The following is an 18264-nucleotide window of genomic DNA, read 5'->3' on the forward strand; positions in this document are numbered from 1 at the left end:
TCGCTCTTGTAAATGGAAGACTTTCACATGGACGTTCGTAGCCCCCTGTCTCAGAGTATTGCCCTGTCTTTGGCCTCGATTGTGTTCCTCAATCCCATCGTCGCGGCGGCGGCAGGTCTTGCGGTCGACGCGGCAGCGGGGGGTAAGACGACCATTGGGGCGGCGGGTAACGGCGTGCCGGTGATCAACATCAACGGCGCCAATGGTAGCGGGCTTTCCCACAACAAGTTCACCGACTACAACGTCGGCAAGAACGGCGTGATCCTCAACAACGCCACCGGCAAGACGCAGAGCACCCAACTGGGTGGCATCATCGTCGGCAACAGCAATCTCAAGGGCCAGGCCGCACAGGTCATCCTCAACGAAATCACCAGTGGCAATCGCAGCCACTTGGCCGGCTATACCGAAGTGGCCGGGCAAGCGGCACGCGTCATCGTCGCCAACCCCAACGGCATCACCTGCAGCGGTTGCGGCTTTATCAACACGCCACGCGCCACCCTGACCACCGGCAAGCCCATCATGGACGGCCAGCGCCTGGACAGCTTCCAGGTCGACGGTGGCGATATCAGCATCGAAGGTGCAGGCCTGGATGCCAGTGACGTCGACCAGTTCGACCTGATTACCCGCAGCGCCAAACTCAACGCCAATATCTATGCGAAGAACCTCAATGTGGTGACTGGCCGCAACGACGTCAGCGCCGACAATCTGAGCGCCACCGCCCGCGCCGAGGATGGTAGCGAAAAACCCGAGCTGGCCATCGATAGCTCGGCCCTGGGCGGCATGTACGCCGGTGCGATTCGTCTGGTGGGTACCGAAAAAGGTGTGGGCGTGCGCCTGGCGGGCGACATGGCGGCCAGCGTGGGCGACATCCAGATCGACGCCAGCGGCAAGGTCAGCATGAACAACGCCAGCGCCAACCAGGCCATCACCGTCAACGGACAAAGCCTGGACGTACAAGGCAAGGTCTACGCTGGCACCCAGGTCAGCGTAAACACCCGCGCCAATGTAACGGTGGGCAAGAGCATTGCCGCTCGCGACAAAGTCACCGTCACCAGCGCCGGCAAGGTCATCAACAACGGAATCGTCGAAGCCGGGGTGAACCCGGACAACACCCGCAACCAGGGCGGCGACGTCACCATCACCGCCAAACAACTGACCAACACCGGTAACGTCGTCGCCAGCCGCAACCTCGCAGTAGACGCCAGCGAGGTGATCGACAACCAGAACGGCATCATCCAGGGCGCCAACGTTGGCCTGACCAGTGCTCGCCTGGTCAACCAGGGCACCTCGGCGCGGGTGCTGGGTCTGAACACGCTGTCTCTGTTGACTCCGGCCATCGTCAACCTGGGCGCTCTGATCCGCTTCGGCGACGGCCAGTCCACCACCCTCAATCTCGACAGCCTGGACAACACCGACGGTCATCTCGAACTGGCCGGTGGCAACCTCGAACTCAACACTCGACAACTGACCAACCTGCGCGGTTCGGTGATCGCCGATCAACTACAACTGACCGCCGAGCGCCTGGACAACCAAGGTGGCCTGATCGCTTCCAGTGTCGGCCAGTCCAACCTCAAGGTCAGCGGCCAACTCGACAACACCGGCGGCGTGCTGCAAGCCCAAAGCCTGCTGGATGTCAGCGCCGCCAGGGTGCTGAATCAGGGCGGCAAAGTCGTCGCCGATCACCTGAAGCTGACCGCCGAACGCCTGGACAACAGCGCCAATGGCCTGATCAGTGCCGAACTTGGCAACAACGCATTGACCGTGACTCAAGACCTGATCAACCAGGGCGGTCGGATCCAGGCGGCCTCCGTGCTGACCGTCAAGTCCGGGACCGTGGACAACCTGGGCGGCACACTGGTGGGCCAGCAGTTGACCCTGGTCAGCCAAGGTGCCCTGAACAACCAGCAAGGCAAGATCAGCGCCGATCAACTGGACCTTACCGCCCAGGACGTCAACAACACCGAAGGCCTGCTGCAGGGCACAAGTGTCGCCACTCTCTCTGCCCGGGATCTGAACAACCTCAAGGGCAACGTCAACGGCGGCCAGCTCAGCGTGGGTTTGGACAGCCTCAGCCAGAACACCCAAGGCGTGCTCAGCGCCGAAACCGGCAAGCTGACAATGGTCGTGGCCCAGCAACTGAACAACAGCGCCGGTCATCTTCAAGCCAAAGTCGGCGACCTCGACGTACGCGCCGCAGCGTTGAACAACCAGCAAGGTGTGATCGTCGGCAAGCAACTGTTGCTGACTCAAAGCGGCTTGCTGGATAACCGCGGCGGCCGCGTGGTGGGCGATCAACTGACCGTTGGCGCAGGGCGCATCGACAACAGCGCCAACGGCTTGCTGCTGGCCGGGACCGGGGGTGCGCTGCTGACGCTCAAGGACCAGGGCATGACGCGGGGGCAATTGCTCAACAACCAGGGGCGTGTGCAGAGCGACGGCCATTTGCAGATCAATGGCAGCGACATCGACAACCACGGCGGCGTGCTGCTGGGCAGCAGCGTCGGGGCCAACGTCTCCAACCTGGACAACAGCGTACAAGGTTCGGTGATTGCCACCGGCGGTACGATTGAACTGGTGGTCTCAGGTGTATTGAACAACGCCCTGGGCCTGATCGACGGTGGCGAGTCGGCAGTTCGCGTGACCCAGGCCACACAGTTTGACAATCAGGGCGGTACCCTCGCTGGCAAACGCCTGGATGTGCAGGGTACGGTGGTGGATAACCGCAAGGGCCAACTGCTGTCCGGCACCGAGGGTTTGAAAATCACCGCCACCACCGTGAATAACAGCGAAGGCCTGGTGCTGGCGCGCGGCGGCCACGCCGATCTACAGCTTAATCAAGGCACACTGAACAACCAGGGCGGTGCTTTGCAAGGTGACAGCGCCGAAGTGGTGGCCGCCTCTGTGGACAACAGCGCACTGGCAGGCAAGGCCGGGCTCATCAACGCCCAGGTCGGCGACCTGAAACTGCTGGTCGACAACCTGACCAACCAGGCCGGCCGCCTCTATGCCCAAGGCCTACTCAGCAGCCAGGGCCAGGTTCTGGACAACCGCGCGGGCGGTGAAATCAGCGCCAGGACCCTGAGCCTCAACGCTGTGAGCACCTACAACCAGACCGGCCTGATCGAATCGGGCGGCAACCTGTTGCTAACCGGCGACAACCTGAATAACAGTACTGGCCGTATCCGCGCCATTGGCGGCAACCTGAGTCAGATTCTGCTCACTGGTGACCTGAACAACCAGAGCGGCTCCATCGGCGTCACCAGCCAGGCCCTCAACCTCAAGGCTGGCGCGCTGAACAACCTTGCCGGCAGCGTCGAACACACCGGAGCAGGCCTGCTCAAAATCGACCTCGCCAGCCTGAGCGGCAACCAGGGCAGCATCACGGGTCTGGGCCACGGCGATGTGGACATTGGCTCGATCAATGGCACCGGGCGCCTGCAGTTCAATGGCGCTCTGGATGTGGCCGTGGGCAACAACCTCAACCTGCTGGCCGGTGACCGCATCGCCAGTGCCAGCAACCTGATGTTAAGCGCCACAACCCTGAACAACAGCGGCGAAGTACTCAGCGACGGCGACCTGAGCCTGACGCTCACCGGCGACCTGAATAATGACGGCCTGCTGTCGGCGGCCAAGGCCGTCAGCCTCTCGGCGGGGAACCTGACCCAAAATGGCGGACGTATCGCCAGTGCCGGTGATACCACCCTCAACCTGCGCGGCAACCTGGACAACCTGGGGCGCCTGATCGCCAGCCAGAATCTCAAGATCCACGCGGCACAAGTCAGCAACCGCGGAACCCTCGGTGCCCTTGGCCAGGTGGACATCTTCGCGGGCAACGGCATCAGCACCTCAGCCGATACCCTGATCTACAGCGGCGCCGACATGAACCTGCGCGGTGCCAGCCTGAGCAACCTCTACGGCGACATCTACAGCAAGGGCAACCTGAGCTTCGCCGCCCTCGACGGTGGCCAGGCAAACAGCCTGAGCAACCGCTCGGCGAACATCGAAAGCGAAGGCGACATGAACCTCAATGTCGCCAACCTGGAAAACACCAAGGACACCTTCGAGATCGGCGAATCCCTTGTCAGCCGCCGCATCGACATCAACTGTACCGACTGCTCCGGCAAGCACCACACCGCGACTTTTATCGTCAACAGCACCTACCTGGGAAAAATCATCCAGGACTCTCCGGGCGCACGCCTGATTGCCGGACGTGACCTGCTGATCAATGCCGGTACGGTGGAAAACAAGCAAAGCCTGCTCGCCGCCAACCGCGACGCATTCGTCAACGCGACAAACTTCTACAACCGTGGGGCGACCCTCGACCAGCGTGTCGAAAGCACCACTTACTTCCTGCACGGGGTGAAACAGGGCGACTTCCGTTGGGCAGAGTCCAACGCCAATGCCTGGAACGCGGCCAACGCCGGCAGCGCCCCGGACCAGCAGCAACCGATTCCAACGGCGATCACCCAGTACCCGCTCATCGGCCAGAGCAGCGTCGTACACAACGGCACCCAGACGGGTTACGCCTCGACCTTGCAGTCCGGTCGCCAGTTGAACCTCACCGTCACCGGCAACCTGGAAAACGGCACCTTGACTCAACAGGCCAGCGCCCAGTTGACCGGCCAGAGCCTGGCTAACACCGTTGGCCTGGTCGGTGGCCAGACCATCACCGTCAATGCCCTGGGCAGTGGCGGCAGCACCCAGGTGGCGGCGGATGTACGGCGCGTCGAGCGTGTCACTGCCGACGGCAGTACCCAGCTCAGCTTTGTACCGGTGGACTTTGCCGGCGTACCTTTCGCCGCCGTCGACCCCACAGCGCTCGCCACCTATCGACTGCCGGAAGGTGACTATGGCTTGTTCGTGCGTAGCCAGAACCCGGACAGCCGCTACCTGATCGAGACCAACCCCAACCTGACCAACCTCTCGCGCTTCATGAGCTCCGACTACATGCTGGGCCTGTTGGGCTACAACGACGACCGCAGCTGGCGTCGCCTGGGTGATGGCTTGTACGAAACCCGCCTGATCCGCGAAGCGGTGCTGGCTCAGACCGGTCAGCGCTTCCTCGCCGCCAGCCTGACCAGCGACTACGAGCAATACCAGTACCTGATGGATAACGCCATCGCCGCCAAGAACTCGTTGCAACTGAGCGTCGGCGTAGCCCTGAGCGCCCAGCAAGTGGCGGCGTTGACCCACGACATTGTCTGGATGGAGACCCGCCAGGTGCAGGGCCAGCAAGTCCTGGTGCCGGTGCTCTACCTGGCCCAGGCCGAGTCGCGCAACCTGCGCGGCGGCAGCCTGGTGCAGGCCCGGGATATTAACCTGATGGCCGGCAACGACCTGACCAACGTCGGCACCCTGCGGGCCAGCAGCAACCTGGTGGCAGAGGCGGGGAACAATCTCTATCAGGGCGGTCTGACGCAAGCCAGCGAGCGTGTGAGCCTGATGGCCCAGAACAGTATTCGCAACGCCCTGGGCGGCGAAGTACGTGGCAATCAGGTCGACCTCACCGCCGTCAAAGGCGACGTCGTCAACGAGCGCGCCGCCATGGAAGTGCTCTACGGTTCCGGCTCGCGGACCAACCTGGATCAGGGCAGCCTGATCAGTGCCCGCCAGCAATTGAATGTCAGCGCCGGACGCGACCTGACCAACAAAGGCCAGATCAACAGCGACGGCAATGCCACGCTCAATGCCGGCCGCGACGTGGAAATGCTCGCGGTGCAGGATCACACCTTCACCCAGAATGCGATCCGCCGTGGCCTGGTGACCAACAACACGGTTAAGACCCTCGGCTCCAGCGTGACCACTGGCGGCAACCTGGAAGTGAACGCCGGACGTGACATGGCGGTCGTGGCGAGCCAGGTCAAGGCCGGTCATGACCTGGCCCTCAATGCAGGCAATGACATAGCCATTGTCTCGGCCCAGGACGAACAGTCCTCGACCTTCTACCAGAAGAAAAAAGGTTCCTGGGGCAAAAGCAAAACCACCCAGAGCGCGGACTCGGCGACCAGCAACGTGGCTTCGCAGATCGAGGCCGGACACGACCTGACCGTCAACGTCACCCAGGACAAGGACGGACGTATCGGCCTCACGGGTGGCCGCGACGTAAGCGTGATCGGCAGCCAGCTCAAGGCCGGCAACGACTTGCTGGTGGGGGGTGCCGGCGACGTGAACCTGATGTCGGCGCAAGAGCAGACCGACAGCAGCTACAGCATGAAGAAAAAAGGCAGCTTCGGCCTGAGCAAAAGCGGCAATAGCCGCAGTTCCAGCAGCATCACCCAAGTGGGCAGCGAGCTGAGCGCCGGAAACGATGCCGTGGTGGTCGCTGGCGGTAACGTCAACCTGTCCGCCAGCCGTGTCGACGCCAAGCGCGATGCGCAATTGCGCGCCGGGATGGTCGACAAGAACGGCGACGTCAACCTGATGGACGCAGCCAACGAGTCCACCAGTCAAAGCGAGAAGTACAAAAGCAAAGTTGGCTTCAGCACCTCCGGCAACTTCATTTCCATCGCCTCGGCGAAGAAATCCGGGCAGGCAAACCTGCAGACCCAAAGTGTCGGCAGCCAAGTCACCGCTGGCCGCGATGTCACCGTACAGAGCATCCGTGACGTGAACATGATCGGCAGCACCGCCCAGGCCGGGCGTAACCTGCAAGTGGGCGCAGGGCGCGACGTCAACGTACTGGCCGGCAGCAACAGCCAGGACCAGAGCAACTGGAAATCCACGAAGCAGAGCGGCCTGTCCCTGGAAAGCGATCGCAACGGCTTCACTGCGTTTGCCGGGCGCGAAGCGACCAAGGAAAAATCCCGAGCCGCCCAGCAGACTGCCGCCGGCAGCCAACTGGTGGCCGGCCAGGACATGACCGTCCAGGCCGGGCGCGACCTGACCCTCGAAGGTGCGGGCCTGGACGCCGGGCGCGACATCAGCCTGCAGGCCACACGCGACATCAATGTCGATGCCGCCGATGAAACCTTCATCCAGGAGCGCAGCAAGACCCGCAACCGCAATGGCCTGACCGCCAACATCAGCCACAACTATGGCAACACCATGGACGCCATCAACGGCACCGGCAAAGGTGAAGACAACGTCAGCAAGGCCTCCAGCGTGCTCAGCACCGTGGACGCCATCAACTCCTTCACTTCCGGGCCGACCAGCGCCACTCACCTTGGCTCGGCCAGCCAGGGCACCAGCTCGCGTTCGGAAATTCGCGACAACGTCCCGTCCACTTTGAGCGCCGGGCGTGATATCAACGCCGTGGCCGGTAACAACCTCAATGTGCGCGGCAGTCAGTTCGAGGCCGGGCGCGACATCACCCTGGTGGGCAAGAACGTCAACCTCGACGTGGCCCGTGGCGCAATCAACCAGGAGAGCCAGACCACCCGCAGCCAGGGCGGCATCAACGGCCAGAGCGGCGGCGGCAGTGCCCGCGCCGGGATCGGTGGCAGCAACGGCGTGGCCAGCGAAGAAATGACCCAGGGCACCAACAACCCGAGCGTACTGCTCTCCGGGCGTGATACCAACATCGAGGCCAGTGAGAACCTGACCATGATCGGTACCCAGGTGATTGCCGGCCACGATATCGATCTGCGTGCCGGCAAGGACCTGACCATCCGCGCCGCACAGAACGACTCCGACAGCGAATCCACCCGGCGCAGCGGTGGCGGAGAAGTCGGCATCGCCTTGGGTGGCAAGGACTTCATCGCTGTCTACGCCAGCGTCGACATGGGCAAGGGCAAGCTGGAGCGGGAAACCGAGAAACAGCAGACCGCCTACCTGTACGCAGGCAACCAACTGCGCTTCAACAGCGGCAACGACACCACCATCGCCGGCGCCAACCTGCGCGCCGACGAAGTGGTTGGCCGCGTCGGCGGCGACCTGCTGGTGTCGTCGGTGCCAGACACCGGCAAAGTCAGCGGCAAGCAGTTCGATGCCAGCGTCACCGTCAGCATCGGCCTGGCCGGTGGCGGTGGCGTCAGCGGTTCAGTGGGGGCGGGCAAGACCACCGGCAAGACCAACTGGGTTGAACAGCAAACCAGCATCACCGGTAAAAACGGTGTGGATATCCGCACCGAGAAACACACCCAGATCGATGGCGCGCTGATCGCCGCCGACAACGGCAAGCTCAAGCTCGACACCAACACCCTGGGCTTCCGTGACATCAATGGCGTAGACAAGGAGCACAGCTACTACGTCAACGTTGGCGGTGCCTTTGGTTGGGGGGCGGAAGCAGGTAACGGCGCCAAGGCCACCGGCGGCAAGGACGTGGCCTTCACCGGCGACAAGAGCCTGAGCGGCGCGCCCAAGGAAGGCTTCAATGGCTGGAGCGTGAGCGGCTACGACTACCGCAAGGAGCGCGAGCAGGATGTGCGCGCCACCGTCGGCGCGGGCAACATCATCGTGCGCAACGACGCGGTTACCGGGCAAGACTCCACTGGCGGCCTCAACCGCGATCTGACCAAGGCCTATGACATCACCAAGGACAAGGAAAAGCGTACCGAACTCTATGTGAGCGAGTCGTCGCTGAACTCGGTGGGTAACCCGTCGCAAACCTTGGATCGGTGGAAAAAAGGGCTGCAGGACTATGGCAAGAACAGCTCCGATCTGTTCAAGAACTACGGCAACCTGACCAAGGCCACTGAGCAGGCGCTTGCTGAAAATCCGAGCCTGGCACCTCTGGCCTGGATTCCGGGTGTGATGCAAAGCGCCATGGACAAAACCTCATACGGAACCCTGGGCCTGATGCCAGGCGTGATCAGCCACGGTGGCGTAGCCACGCAGTTACCCGTGCTGCTCAGTGGCGACATGAGCTTCTACCGCACCGAACTGGTCTATCAGAAAGATGCCAACGGCAACGTTGCCATGGACCCGGAAACCGGCAAGCCGCTGCTGGACCTGGCCAAGACCAAGTTCGACATGATCCTGCGTCCCGACGCGCCGGGAGCGATTGCCACCAACGGCATCCAGAATGCGTTCGAGGCGGCACTGGTCAATGGCGGTATGCAAACCGGCCGTGACAACTATATGCAGGCCTACAACCCGGAACATGGTTTCCTCGGCGACCTGTTGGAATCGGCATGGGACGTGAACCTGGGCGGCATCAAGCGCTCCGGCAACGCCCAGCAGTTGCATGAGTTCTACCAGGCAGGCATCGACCAGGGCTTCAAGCTGGACCTGGTCGGCCATAGCCAGGGGGCGTTGCTCACCTACCGGGCACTCGAAGGCCTGGATTTTGGCCAAAACGCCGGCAGCATCCAGCTTTCAGGGGCGCCGGTATACGCGCAAAAATTCTTCACCGCAGCGGAAAAAGCCGGCTTCAACACTACCGACAATGCAGTGTTCCAGGTCAACCGGCCAGACAAGCAGGTGTTCTTCGGGATGTTGCCGATGACCGATTCGGTGTCCGACCTTCTGGGACGCAACGCCATGAACTCCAGCGACCCGATCAGTCGTTTCCTGGGGGCCGTCTTCACCCTCCCTGGCCTCATGGGTAAAGACAGCCCGCATTCCAACTACCTGTGCCAGGTTCAATCGATGTGCGGAAACGGCGCCAGTCAATTGCAGCAGGACTTCAGGAACGGCACGACCACCAACCCGGACGGAACCAGAAGCAAGACCTATATCGTACCGACCTTTATCGACAAGAATGGCAATGCCTTCGGCGCTTCACTTTGACGCTGAGCCGACTTGCCCTGCTATTACTGCCCGTGACCCTTTGGGGCTGCGGGCAGACACCGTTGGTGCACGAGGACGATCGGCGGTTGAGCCGCATGTTATGTGAAGTAGGAGAACAGCGGGTTACCCTCAGTCCTCGCTTCTCTTATGACCTGCCCGAGCCGCTGCGACACACCACGTGCGGCACGATCAAAAGTGGCTTTACCTACGACAAACGCCGCGACGTGCTGTCGGCGGGCACCTCCGGCAACTTTCGTTCCGGTGAGCTTGAGGTCTTGGCGTCGTCACTGTTCCTGATCGTAGAGGGCATGCTCGATGGGAACGTAGAGGACCTCTATGCTCCCGAGCAATTTCTGCAAAACAAACGGGCTCAGATGGATCTGTATTCGAGCGAGCCTCGCCCACAGGAGATCGACTGGGTCACTCGTCAAGGGATGCGGTGCCTGCGTTTTCATAACGTTTGGCACAGCCCGACGGGCTCCTGGGAGGAGGTCGTCAAGTACTGGTGCTGGGAAAACCAGAGCGGCCTGAGGCAACCGTTCCATGTCCGCGCCGGCCAACGCTTGGCCGAAGGCACCAAGGGCTATGACCTGGATCAGGCCTTTATCCTGCCGTTTTTCCAGGGCCTGAAAATCAATCGCCTGTCCGATGCCGCCCTGGCCGAGGCTGACGCAAAAATCAAAGCCGCCTGCGCCCACGTCAAATCCCGCTATGACCAGCACCTGAACTGGGGCGCCGACTACCCGGACAAACGCCTGACCCGCCAGCGCTTGCGCGCCTGCGGGTATGACGTGCCCTAGCCAAAGCAGAATCTGCCCAATAAAAAAGGGAGGCCCGTCGGCCTCCCCTTGAGAATTTCGTCCGTGCTCGACGCTTTTGACGTCGGCTCACCTCACGCCGTCTTCTGGACAGTGTGCAGCTCGGGGGTCTGCCAGCGCCGGTGGGCGCTGCGACCGCAGCCGGCCTGATTGGGCGGGCTGCACTGGACTGTTTGTCCGAGCAGTGATCTTGGTGATAAGAATAAGCCTGGGGCGCCGACAGATGATTGCGAAGATTGCGTAAATAAACAGCTCTTGCGCAATTTTTAACCCTAGATAGATAATCCACCGCAATTATCAAGATAAAGGCCCGACTGATGAGCAAACTCGACCGTTACGACCTGAGCATTCTGGCGGAATTGCAGCGCGATGCGCGCATCTCCAACCAGGAACTGGCCGAACGCATCGGCCTGTCACCCTCACCTTGCTCGCGACGAGTCAAGCAACTGGAGGACGACGGCTACATTTCCCGCCAGGTTGCCCTGCTCGACCGCAAGATGCTGGGCCTGAGCCTGACCGCCTATGTGCTGATCGGCATGGACCGCCACACTCCCGAGCGCTTCGAGAACTTCGAAGCCGCCATCCGCAACCTGCCGCAAGTGCTCGAATGCAGCCTGGTGACCGGCATGGATGCCGACTATCAGCTCAAGGTGGTGGTACCGGACATGGATCATTACCAGAAGCTGCTGCTGGGGCACCTGACCCGGATCGATGGCGTCACCAGCGTGCGTTCGAGCTTTGTGCTGAACCAGGTGCTCAACAGCACCGAACTGCCGTTGACTCATCTGCGTAGCTGAAGCCCCCATCGCGAGCAAGCTCGCGCCCACAAGGATTGGGTGTGAACGCGGATTGGTGATTACAAAAAAGTTCAAATGTGGGAGCGGGCTTGCTCGCGATGGCGTCAGCCCAGCCGATGAATAGCTGCGACACACCGCCGCAGGCCAATCCCTCGCCCTCCCCCCATGCCGTATACTCGCCACGCCTTTTCAACCTCGACCACGCCGGAGTGCCCGATGGATCCTGCTGTTTTCGAAGAGTGGATGATGACCGGCCTGGTCAGCATCCTGATCATTTTCATGGGTTTCATCGTCTGGGACCTGGCGAAGAAGTCCAAGGCCGGGCGTTTCGGCTCGTTCATTCTGTTTTTCGTGCTGGGGCTCGGCGTGGCGGCGTTCGTTATCAAGAGCGTGGTGATCGGCCTGATCGAGACCGGGACGCTATAAGCGCGCCGGCACTTCTTTCCACTGGCCCTGATCAAGCCCTTCGATTGTCCAGTCGCCGATCCTGACCCGCACCAGGCGCAATGTCGGCAAGCCCACCGCAGCGGTCATGCGTCGCACCTGGCGGTTGCGCCCTTCGCGTATCACCAGTTCCAGCCAGCTGGTGGGCACGCTTTTACGAAAGCGTACCGGCGGGTTGCGTGGCCATAATTGCGGTTCATCCAATTGGCGCGCCTCGGCCGGCAAGGTCATGCCGTCGTTCAACTCCACGCCGTCACGCAGACGCTGCAATTGTTCGGCACTCGGCTCGCCCTCCACCTGTACCCAATAGGTCTTGGCCAGCTTGTGCTTGGGGTCGGCGATGCGTGCCTGCAATTGCCCATCGTTGGTCAGCAACAGTAACCCTTCGCTGTCGCGATCCAGCCGCCCGGCCGGGTAGATGCCCGGCACATCGATAAAATCCTTGAGCGTCGCCCGCCCCTCGCCGTCACTGAATTGCGTCAGCACATCGAAGGGCTTGTTGAACAGGATCAGCTTCGGCTCGGCTGGCGGGGCCTTGGCCACGCGGCGCGGGGCGGAGGCTGGGGGCTTCGCGCCAGGACGGCGGGAAACAGGGCGTGGGGGACGAGACATGGCGAACACAACATCTAACGGTCAGGACCGACCATGCTAGTGGCCCGACCGTTAAATGACCACCATCCGATCAGCGGAACGGTGGCTCGTCGAAGCTGCGCAGTTTGCGCGAATGCAGCGAGTTGAGCTCGGTACGCAGCAGGTCCAAGGCCGCAATACCGATCTTCAGGTGCTGGTTGACCGCCCGCTCATAGAAGGCGTTGGCCGAACCCGGCAACTTGATCTCGCTGTGCAACGGTTTGTCCGAGACGCACAGCAACGTGCCGTACGGCACCCGCAGGCGATACCCCTGGGCGGCGATGGTGCCGCTTTCCATGTCCACCGCCACGGCGCGGGACAGGTTGATCAGCGGACGTTCCTGGGCCCAGCGCAATTCCCAGTTGCGATCGTCGTAGGTCAGCACGGTGCCGGTACGCAGGCGTTTCTTCAGCTCGTCGCCCTTTTCTCCGGTGACATTGGCCGCCGCTTGCTGCAAGGCCATCTGCACTTCGGCCAGGGCCGGAATCGGAATGTTCGGCGGCACCACCCGGTCGAGGATGCCATCGCGGCGCATGTAGGCGTGGGCCAACACGTAGTCGCCGATGGTCTGGGACTGCCGCAACCCGCCGCAGTGGCCGATCATCAGCCAGCAATGCGGCCGCAGCACGGCCAGGTGGTCGGTGATGTTCTTGGCGTTGGACGGACCGACGCCGATGTTCACCAGGGTCACGCCATGACCATCATTGGCTTGCAGGTGATAGGCCGGCATCTGGTAGCGGTGCCAGACCACGCCAGCAGCGATGGCCGAGGCTTCGCCGTGGTCCATGTCCTTGTCGATGATCACGTTGCCCGGCAGCACCATGCGTACAAAACGCGGATCGCTGCGCAACTGCTCCAGACCATGGACGATGAACTGGTCGACGTAGCGGTGATAGTTGGTCAGCAGGATCCACGGCTGCACATGACGCCAGTCGCTGCCGGTGTAATGCACCAGCCGGCGCAGGGAGAAATCCACCCGCGCGGCGTCGAACAGCGCCAGGGGCAGCGGGTCGGTGTTTTCCCAGTCATAGAGGCCGTCGGCGATGCCATCGGTGGCGGCCGACAGGTCAGTGCTGGGGAACACCCGCGCCAGCACCGCGGCGGTTACGCCGGAGCCGGCCAGTTCATCGCCCTGCTCCACCACGTACGGGTACGGAATGTTCTGCTCGCTGACACCCACTTCCACGGTGACGGTAAAGTCGTGCATCAGCGGGACCAGCTGTTCCAGCAGGTACTTACGAAACGCAGCAGGATGGGTGACGGTGACGCTGTAGGTGCCCGGCAGCTGGACCTTGGCGTAAGCGCGCGTGGTTTGCGGGACCTCGCCATGGCAGTGATAGGTCAGGCGCAAGGCCGGATAGCGAAACAACGCACGTTGCTCGGCATCCGGCTCGACGCGATCCTTGAGGTAACGCTTGAGCGCCTGGTTCAGCGCGGTGGTCGCACGCTCGTGCAGGGCGGCCAGCCGGTCCACGGCTTGCTCGGCGGTTTGAACGACAATAAACGCTTCGGTCACGATCAGCTTCCTGTGTTCTGACTTGCAGGCCTTCATCTTGCCTGCATCGCCGCCCGACGGGAACAGTGGCGTAGTGGACTCGATCGATTCCCTGTGGGAGCGAGCTTGCTCGCGATAGCTGAGTGTCAGTCACCACAAATGTTGGATGTGCCGACGCCTTCGCGAGCAAGCTCGCTCCCACAGGGGTATGTGTCGTTTCTAAAAGCCGTGTGGGGTGGAGCGCGTCACGATGGCTTCGACCTGCAAGCCCCGAGGCAAGGCGCCATACGCCCGGCCAGCCGAGCCAAGGCGGCTGGCGATGAAGGCATCGCTGACATCGCTGTTGCCCGCTTCCAACAACAACTTGGCTTGCAAACCGACGGCGATGTCTTCAGTCAATTGCCGGGCGCGGTACTGGATGTCATCGGTGTCCTTGAACGCGGCGTGCAACTGATCGATGTGCCCGGCCAGACGCTTGTCGCCATGGCCGTCCCCCAGTTCGGTGAATAGCACTTCCAGCACACCGGGCTCCTTGGACAAGGCCCGCAGCACATCCAGGCACTGCACGTTGCCGGAGCCCTCCCACGTTGAATTGACCGGTGCTTCCCGGTACAAGCGTGGCAGAATGCTGTCTTCGACGTAACCGGCACCGCCCATGCATTCGGCGGCTTCGTTGATCATCGCGGGAGCGCGCTTGCAGATCCAGTACTTGCCCACCGCCGTCACCAGCCGGGCGAATTTGGCCTCATGCTCGTCATTCAAGTGATCGAGCGCCTGGCCCATGCGCAGGCTCAAGGCCAGGGCGGCTTCGCTTTCCAACGCCAAATCAGCCAGGACGTTTTGCATCAATGGCTGCTCGCTCAGCAACTTGCCAGCGACCTTGCGGTGCGCGCAGTGGTGGCTGGCCTGGGTCAGGGCCTGGCGCATCAGGGCGCTGGAGCCGACCATGCAATCGAAGCGGGTCATGGCGACCATCTCGATGATCGTCGGCACACCGCGCCCTTCTTCACCGACCATCCAGGCCAAGGCGCCGCGAAACTCGACTTCGCTGGAGGCATTGGAGCAATTGCCCAGTTTGTTTTTCAACCGCTGGATGTAGAACTGATTGCGGGTGTCATCCGGGCGATGGCGCGGCAGCAGGAAACAGGTCAGGCCCTTGTCGGTCTGAGCCAGTGTAAGGAAGGCGTCGCACATCGGCGCCGAACAGAACCACTTGTGCCCCACCAATTCATAGGCCTGGCCCGGGCCGCTGGCGCCCACCGGATAGGCCTTGGTGGTGTTGGCCCGCACATCGGTGCCGCCCTGTTTTTCGGTCATTGCCATGCCAAGGGTAACCCCGGCCTTGTGGGCCATGCCGATGTTACGCGGGTCGTACTCGGTGGCGAGCACTTTTGGCACCCAGTGCTCGGCCAGGTCCGGTTGCAGGCGCAGCGCCGGAACGCTGGCGAAGGTCATGGTCAGCGGACAGCCGGTGCCAGCTTCCGCCTGGCTGTGCAAATAGGTCATCGAGGCACGAGCGACATGGGCACCGGGTTGCGGATCAGCCCACGGCAAGCTGGGCAGGCCATGCTCGACGGCGGTGCGCATCAACTGGTGATAGGCAGGATGGAACTCCACCAGGTCGATGCGATGGCCATACCGGTCGTGACTGGAAAATACCGGTTTGTTCTGATTGGCCAGGAACCCTGCTTCCATCAGCGGCCCACCGGCCAGCGCACCGTATTCATCGATCCGCGCCTGCGCCCAGCCAGCACCGAAACGCTGCGACCACTGCTGCAGCGGCAGGTCGATGCGATACAGGTTGGCGCCGTCCAGGGACGGCGGCTGATTGGTGACGTCGTGGGTTTCGGCGAACTGGTGCAGGTTCATGACGGGGCTCCTCGGTCGGCCAGCAGAGTTCAGTTAAGCACCGCCCCCCAACCGAACAAAGTGTCATACCCGCCTAAATGCCGGCGCTTTCACCCTGCTTCGGGCAAAGCACCCGGCGCTGCAGAGTCGCCTGCAATGCCTCGAATTTCACCGGCTTGCCCAGGTAATCAATCAAGGCGCCCGACGGACAATGCTCATGATCCAGGTTCGGGCTGACCACCAGCACCGGCAAATCCTCGCAGCCGGACAGCGTGCGGATCTGGCAACAGACCGACACACCGTCCAGCGGTGGCGACTGGCAGTCAAGCAACACTGCATCAAAGCTCTCGCCCTGCAACAAGTCCAAAGCCGCGCGCCCACTGTCAGCGGTGCGCACCCGGTAACCAAGCTTGAGCAACATGCCGCGCATCACCAGTCGATCGATACTGTTGTCATCCGCCAATAGCACCGTGCAATCCTGGGGCAGGCGCGAGCCTTGGCGCCCACCGAACGAAAACGCCGTGGGGACCGCCGCTGACAAGGCTATTTCAAACTCGACGTCCAGCTGAAAACGACTGCCGCGACCTGGCTCGGAGGTGTGGGTCAGGCGTCCGCCCAGCAGTTCCACCAATTGCCGGCAGATCGCCAGACCGACGCCGAGACCGCCATACTCACGGGTCATTGAACCGTCGAGCTGGAAAAAGCGCTGGTACAAGGACGCCTCTCCAAGGTCGGTAAAGCCGATACCAGTGTCGATCACGGCGAACGACAGCACCAGGTGATCGCGCCCCATCGGCCGGCCGCTGACCCGCAACGCCAGGCCGCCAACCCGGGTGAACTTGATGGCGTTGTCCAGCAGGCACTCCAGGCATTGGGCCAGTTTGCCGCTGTCACCGAGCAATCGATCCGCCAGGCCCGGGCTCACTTCAACCTTGAAATCCAGCCCCTTGGCCTCGGCATTGGCGGCGAACTGTACCTCCAAGGCATCGATCACACTGCGCAGGCTGAACGGCGCCGGATAGACCTTGAGCTTGCCGGCCTGCAACTCGGTAAGGGTGAGGATGCCGTTGACCATGCGCATCATGTCCCGCGCCGAACCGGCGGCGGTTTGTTGGTACTGGGTCAGTTCCTCGTCCATTTCGACGGTTTCCATCAACTCCAGGGAACCGATCACACCATTCATTGGCGTCCGCAGCTCGTGGGTCAACGTGGCGAGGAATTCGTCCTTGAGCTTGTTGCCGTGGGCCAATTGCCGGTTGAGCACTTCGAGTTTCTGTCCGGCATCGAACAGGGTCTGGGCCTGCTGCTCGCGCAGGGCATTGATGCGGTCGGCCAGGGCCAGGGACAACAGCGCCACTTCGATGGCCGAGCCGATCTGGCTGGCATACATGGTCAAGAACACGTTCGGCAGATAGCCAAGCACCATCATCGTGTTGACGATGCCGCCCAACAGAAACGCCGACCAGGCAATGATGAAATAGCGCGCCACTCGCAGGCCGCGCCACCAGACCAACACCCCGGCGGAAAAAATCACCACGGTGAATACCAGCGCCAGCGCCGTTGCCAGGCGCAGCGCCAGAGCGTAGCTGGTCATCAGCGACAGCCCCACCACCACCGCGCTGTAGGCAATCAGCGCCAGCAGCAGGCGGTCAAGCCAGCGACTGTATTGCGCGGTTTGCAGGAAGCTGCGGGCGAACTGGCTGCCAAACAGGCCCGCGCAGCCGATGAAGAACGGCGTCGCGGCGTTAGCCCACCAGGGGTTGTCCGGCCAGAAGTACTCCACCGCCGCGCCGTTGACCGACAACTGATACAGGCCGAACGAGGCAATATAGACGATGTAATAAAGGTAGCTGGTGTCCCGCACGCTCAGGTAGATGAACAGGTTGTAGACCAGCATCCCCAGCAAAACGCCATAGATGATCCCCAGCACGTACAAACGCAACGGCTGTTGTTCGAGATAAGCAGTGCTCGACCACAGCGTCAGCGGTGCCTGGATCGACCCCTGGCTTTGCAGGCGCAGGTACACGGTCTGCTGTTGATCGGGTTTGAAAGCCAGGCTGAACAGGTAGTTGTTCTGGTGAATTTCACGACTGGCGAAGGGCAATGCATCACCCGTCTGGCGCACCAGGCGATAGGCCCCTGCGGCGTCTGGCAGATACAAGTCGAGGTGGTCCAGCGGCGGATACGCCAGTTCCAGCAGCCACGTGCGTTGGGCCTCCGGATTGCCGGGGCGGTAATGCAAATCGACTTTCAGCCAGAACGCCGACCGTGAATAGCCAGCGTTCAGCGTCTCTTTATCATGGGGTTTGAAGCCACCCGCCGCAGCCTGGGCGAGGACATCATCGAGGGTGGCCGTGCCTTCTGTGTCTTCGAATACTTGCAGGGCATGACCCAAAGGCAGGCTTTGAGTGAACTCATCGAATTCGAGGGCGCTCGCCAAGGGGGACAAGCACAGCAGCAATATCAGCAAATAGCGCATTTAAGCCCCAGCGTGGCCTGTCCGGTTGAGTCAGGAAGCCCCCCATTCCCTGAGTAGACGTAAAACCGGCATTACCTGTTATGA

8 protein-coding genes are annotated in these 18264 nt (G+C 62.0%); 4 read left to right on the forward strand and 4 right to left on the reverse strand.

Annotation, left to right across the window (positions count from 1 at the left end; genetic code table 11):
• The first annotated feature begins 27 nt into the window (after nt 1-27).
• From ACWNZ1_RS20605 to ACWNZ1_RS20620, 4 genes are all read left to right on the forward strand, one after another.
• Nucleotides 28-9669 carry a hemagglutinin repeat-containing protein gene (locus ACWNZ1_RS20605; RefSeq protein ID WP_456027858.1) on the forward strand — a complete coding sequence of 3214 codons (9642 nt, stop codon included), beginning with the start codon at nt 28-30 and terminating at the stop codon, nt 9667-9669.
• A 95-nt stretch (nt 9670-9764) separates the two neighbouring features.
• The gene (locus ACWNZ1_RS20610; RefSeq protein WP_456027859.1) at nt 9765-10469 is read left to right on the forward strand and encodes a hypothetical protein; all 705 of its coding nucleotides are present in this window, start codon (nt 9765-9767) and stop codon (nt 10467-10469) included.
• Nucleotides 10470-10804: 335 nt separating this feature from the next.
• Nucleotides 10805-11284 carry an Lrp/AsnC family transcriptional regulator gene (locus ACWNZ1_RS20615; protein ID WP_135847313.1) on the forward strand — a complete coding sequence of 160 codons (480 nt, stop codon included), beginning with the start codon at nt 10805-10807 and terminating at the stop codon, nt 11282-11284.
• A gap of 216 nt (nt 11285-11500) precedes the next feature.
• Nucleotides 11501-11710, forward strand: a complete 210-nt coding sequence (locus tag ACWNZ1_RS20620; RefSeq protein WP_046815823.1) for a DUF2788 domain-containing protein — start codon at nt 11501-11503, stop codon at nt 11708-11710.
• On the opposite strand, the gene ACWNZ1_RS20625 is transcribed toward ACWNZ1_RS20620, so the two are convergent.
• The 4 genes from ACWNZ1_RS20625 to ACWNZ1_RS20640 all read right to left on the reverse strand — a co-directional run bounded on the left by ACWNZ1_RS20625 (nt 11705) and on the right by ACWNZ1_RS20640 (nt 18180).
• On the reverse strand, nt 11705-12271 hold the full coding sequence (locus ACWNZ1_RS20625) for a pseudouridine synthase (protein WP_178084339.1): 567 nt from the start codon (nt 12269-12271) through the stop codon (nt 11705-11707). The two genes, ACWNZ1_RS20620 and ACWNZ1_RS20625, sit on opposite strands and share 6 nt — an antisense overlap.
• A 139-nt stretch (nt 12272-12410) precedes the next feature.
• A complete protein-coding gene (gene amn / locus ACWNZ1_RS20630; RefSeq protein ID WP_178084283.1) occupies nt 12411-13910 on the reverse strand; it encodes an AMP nucleosidase in 1500 nt (499 codons plus the stop codon).
• A gap of 162 nt (nt 13911-14072) precedes the next feature.
• Entirely contained in the window at nt 14073-15722 is a 1650-nt protein-coding gene (locus ACWNZ1_RS20635) for an acyl-CoA dehydrogenase family protein (RefSeq protein ID WP_135847316.1), read from the reverse strand.
• A gap of 73 nt (nt 15723-15795) precedes the next feature.
• On the reverse strand, nt 15796-18180 hold the full coding sequence (locus ACWNZ1_RS20640; protein WP_135847317.1) for a hybrid sensor histidine kinase/response regulator: 2385 nt from the start codon (nt 18178-18180) through the stop codon (nt 15796-15798).
• Nucleotides 18181-18264: the final 84 nt, after the last annotated feature.

The sequence above is a fragment of the Pseudomonas sp. CFBP 5748 genome (assembly GCF_053850495.1).

Bases quoted from the DNA above. Each gene is read 5' to 3' on its own strand.
- ACWNZ1_RS20605 (WP_456027858.1), top strand. From the start codon at position 28: ATGGACGTTCGTAGCCCCCTGTCTCAGAGTATTGCCCTGTCTTTGGCC.
- ACWNZ1_RS20610 (WP_456027859.1), top strand. From the start codon at position 9,765: ATGTTATGTGAAGTAGGAGAACAGCGGGTTACCCTCAGTCCTCGCTTC.
- ACWNZ1_RS20615 (WP_135847313.1), top strand. From the start codon at position 10,805: ATGAGCAAACTCGACCGTTACGACCTGAGCATTCTGGCGGAATTGCAG.
- ACWNZ1_RS20620 (WP_046815823.1), top strand. From the start codon at position 11,501: ATGGATCCTGCTGTTTTCGAAGAGTGGATGATGACCGGCCTGGTCAGC.
- amn (WP_178084283.1), bottom strand. From the start codon at position 13,910: ATGAAGGCCTGCAAGTCAGAACACAGGAAGCTGATCGTGACCGAAGCG.
- ACWNZ1_RS20635 (WP_135847316.1), bottom strand. From the start codon at position 15,722: ATGAACCTGCACCAGTTCGCCGAAACCCACGACGTCACCAATCAGCCG.
- ACWNZ1_RS20640 (WP_135847317.1), bottom strand. From the start codon at position 18,180: ATGCGCTATTTGCTGATATTGCTGCTGTGCTTGTCCCCCTTGGCGAGC.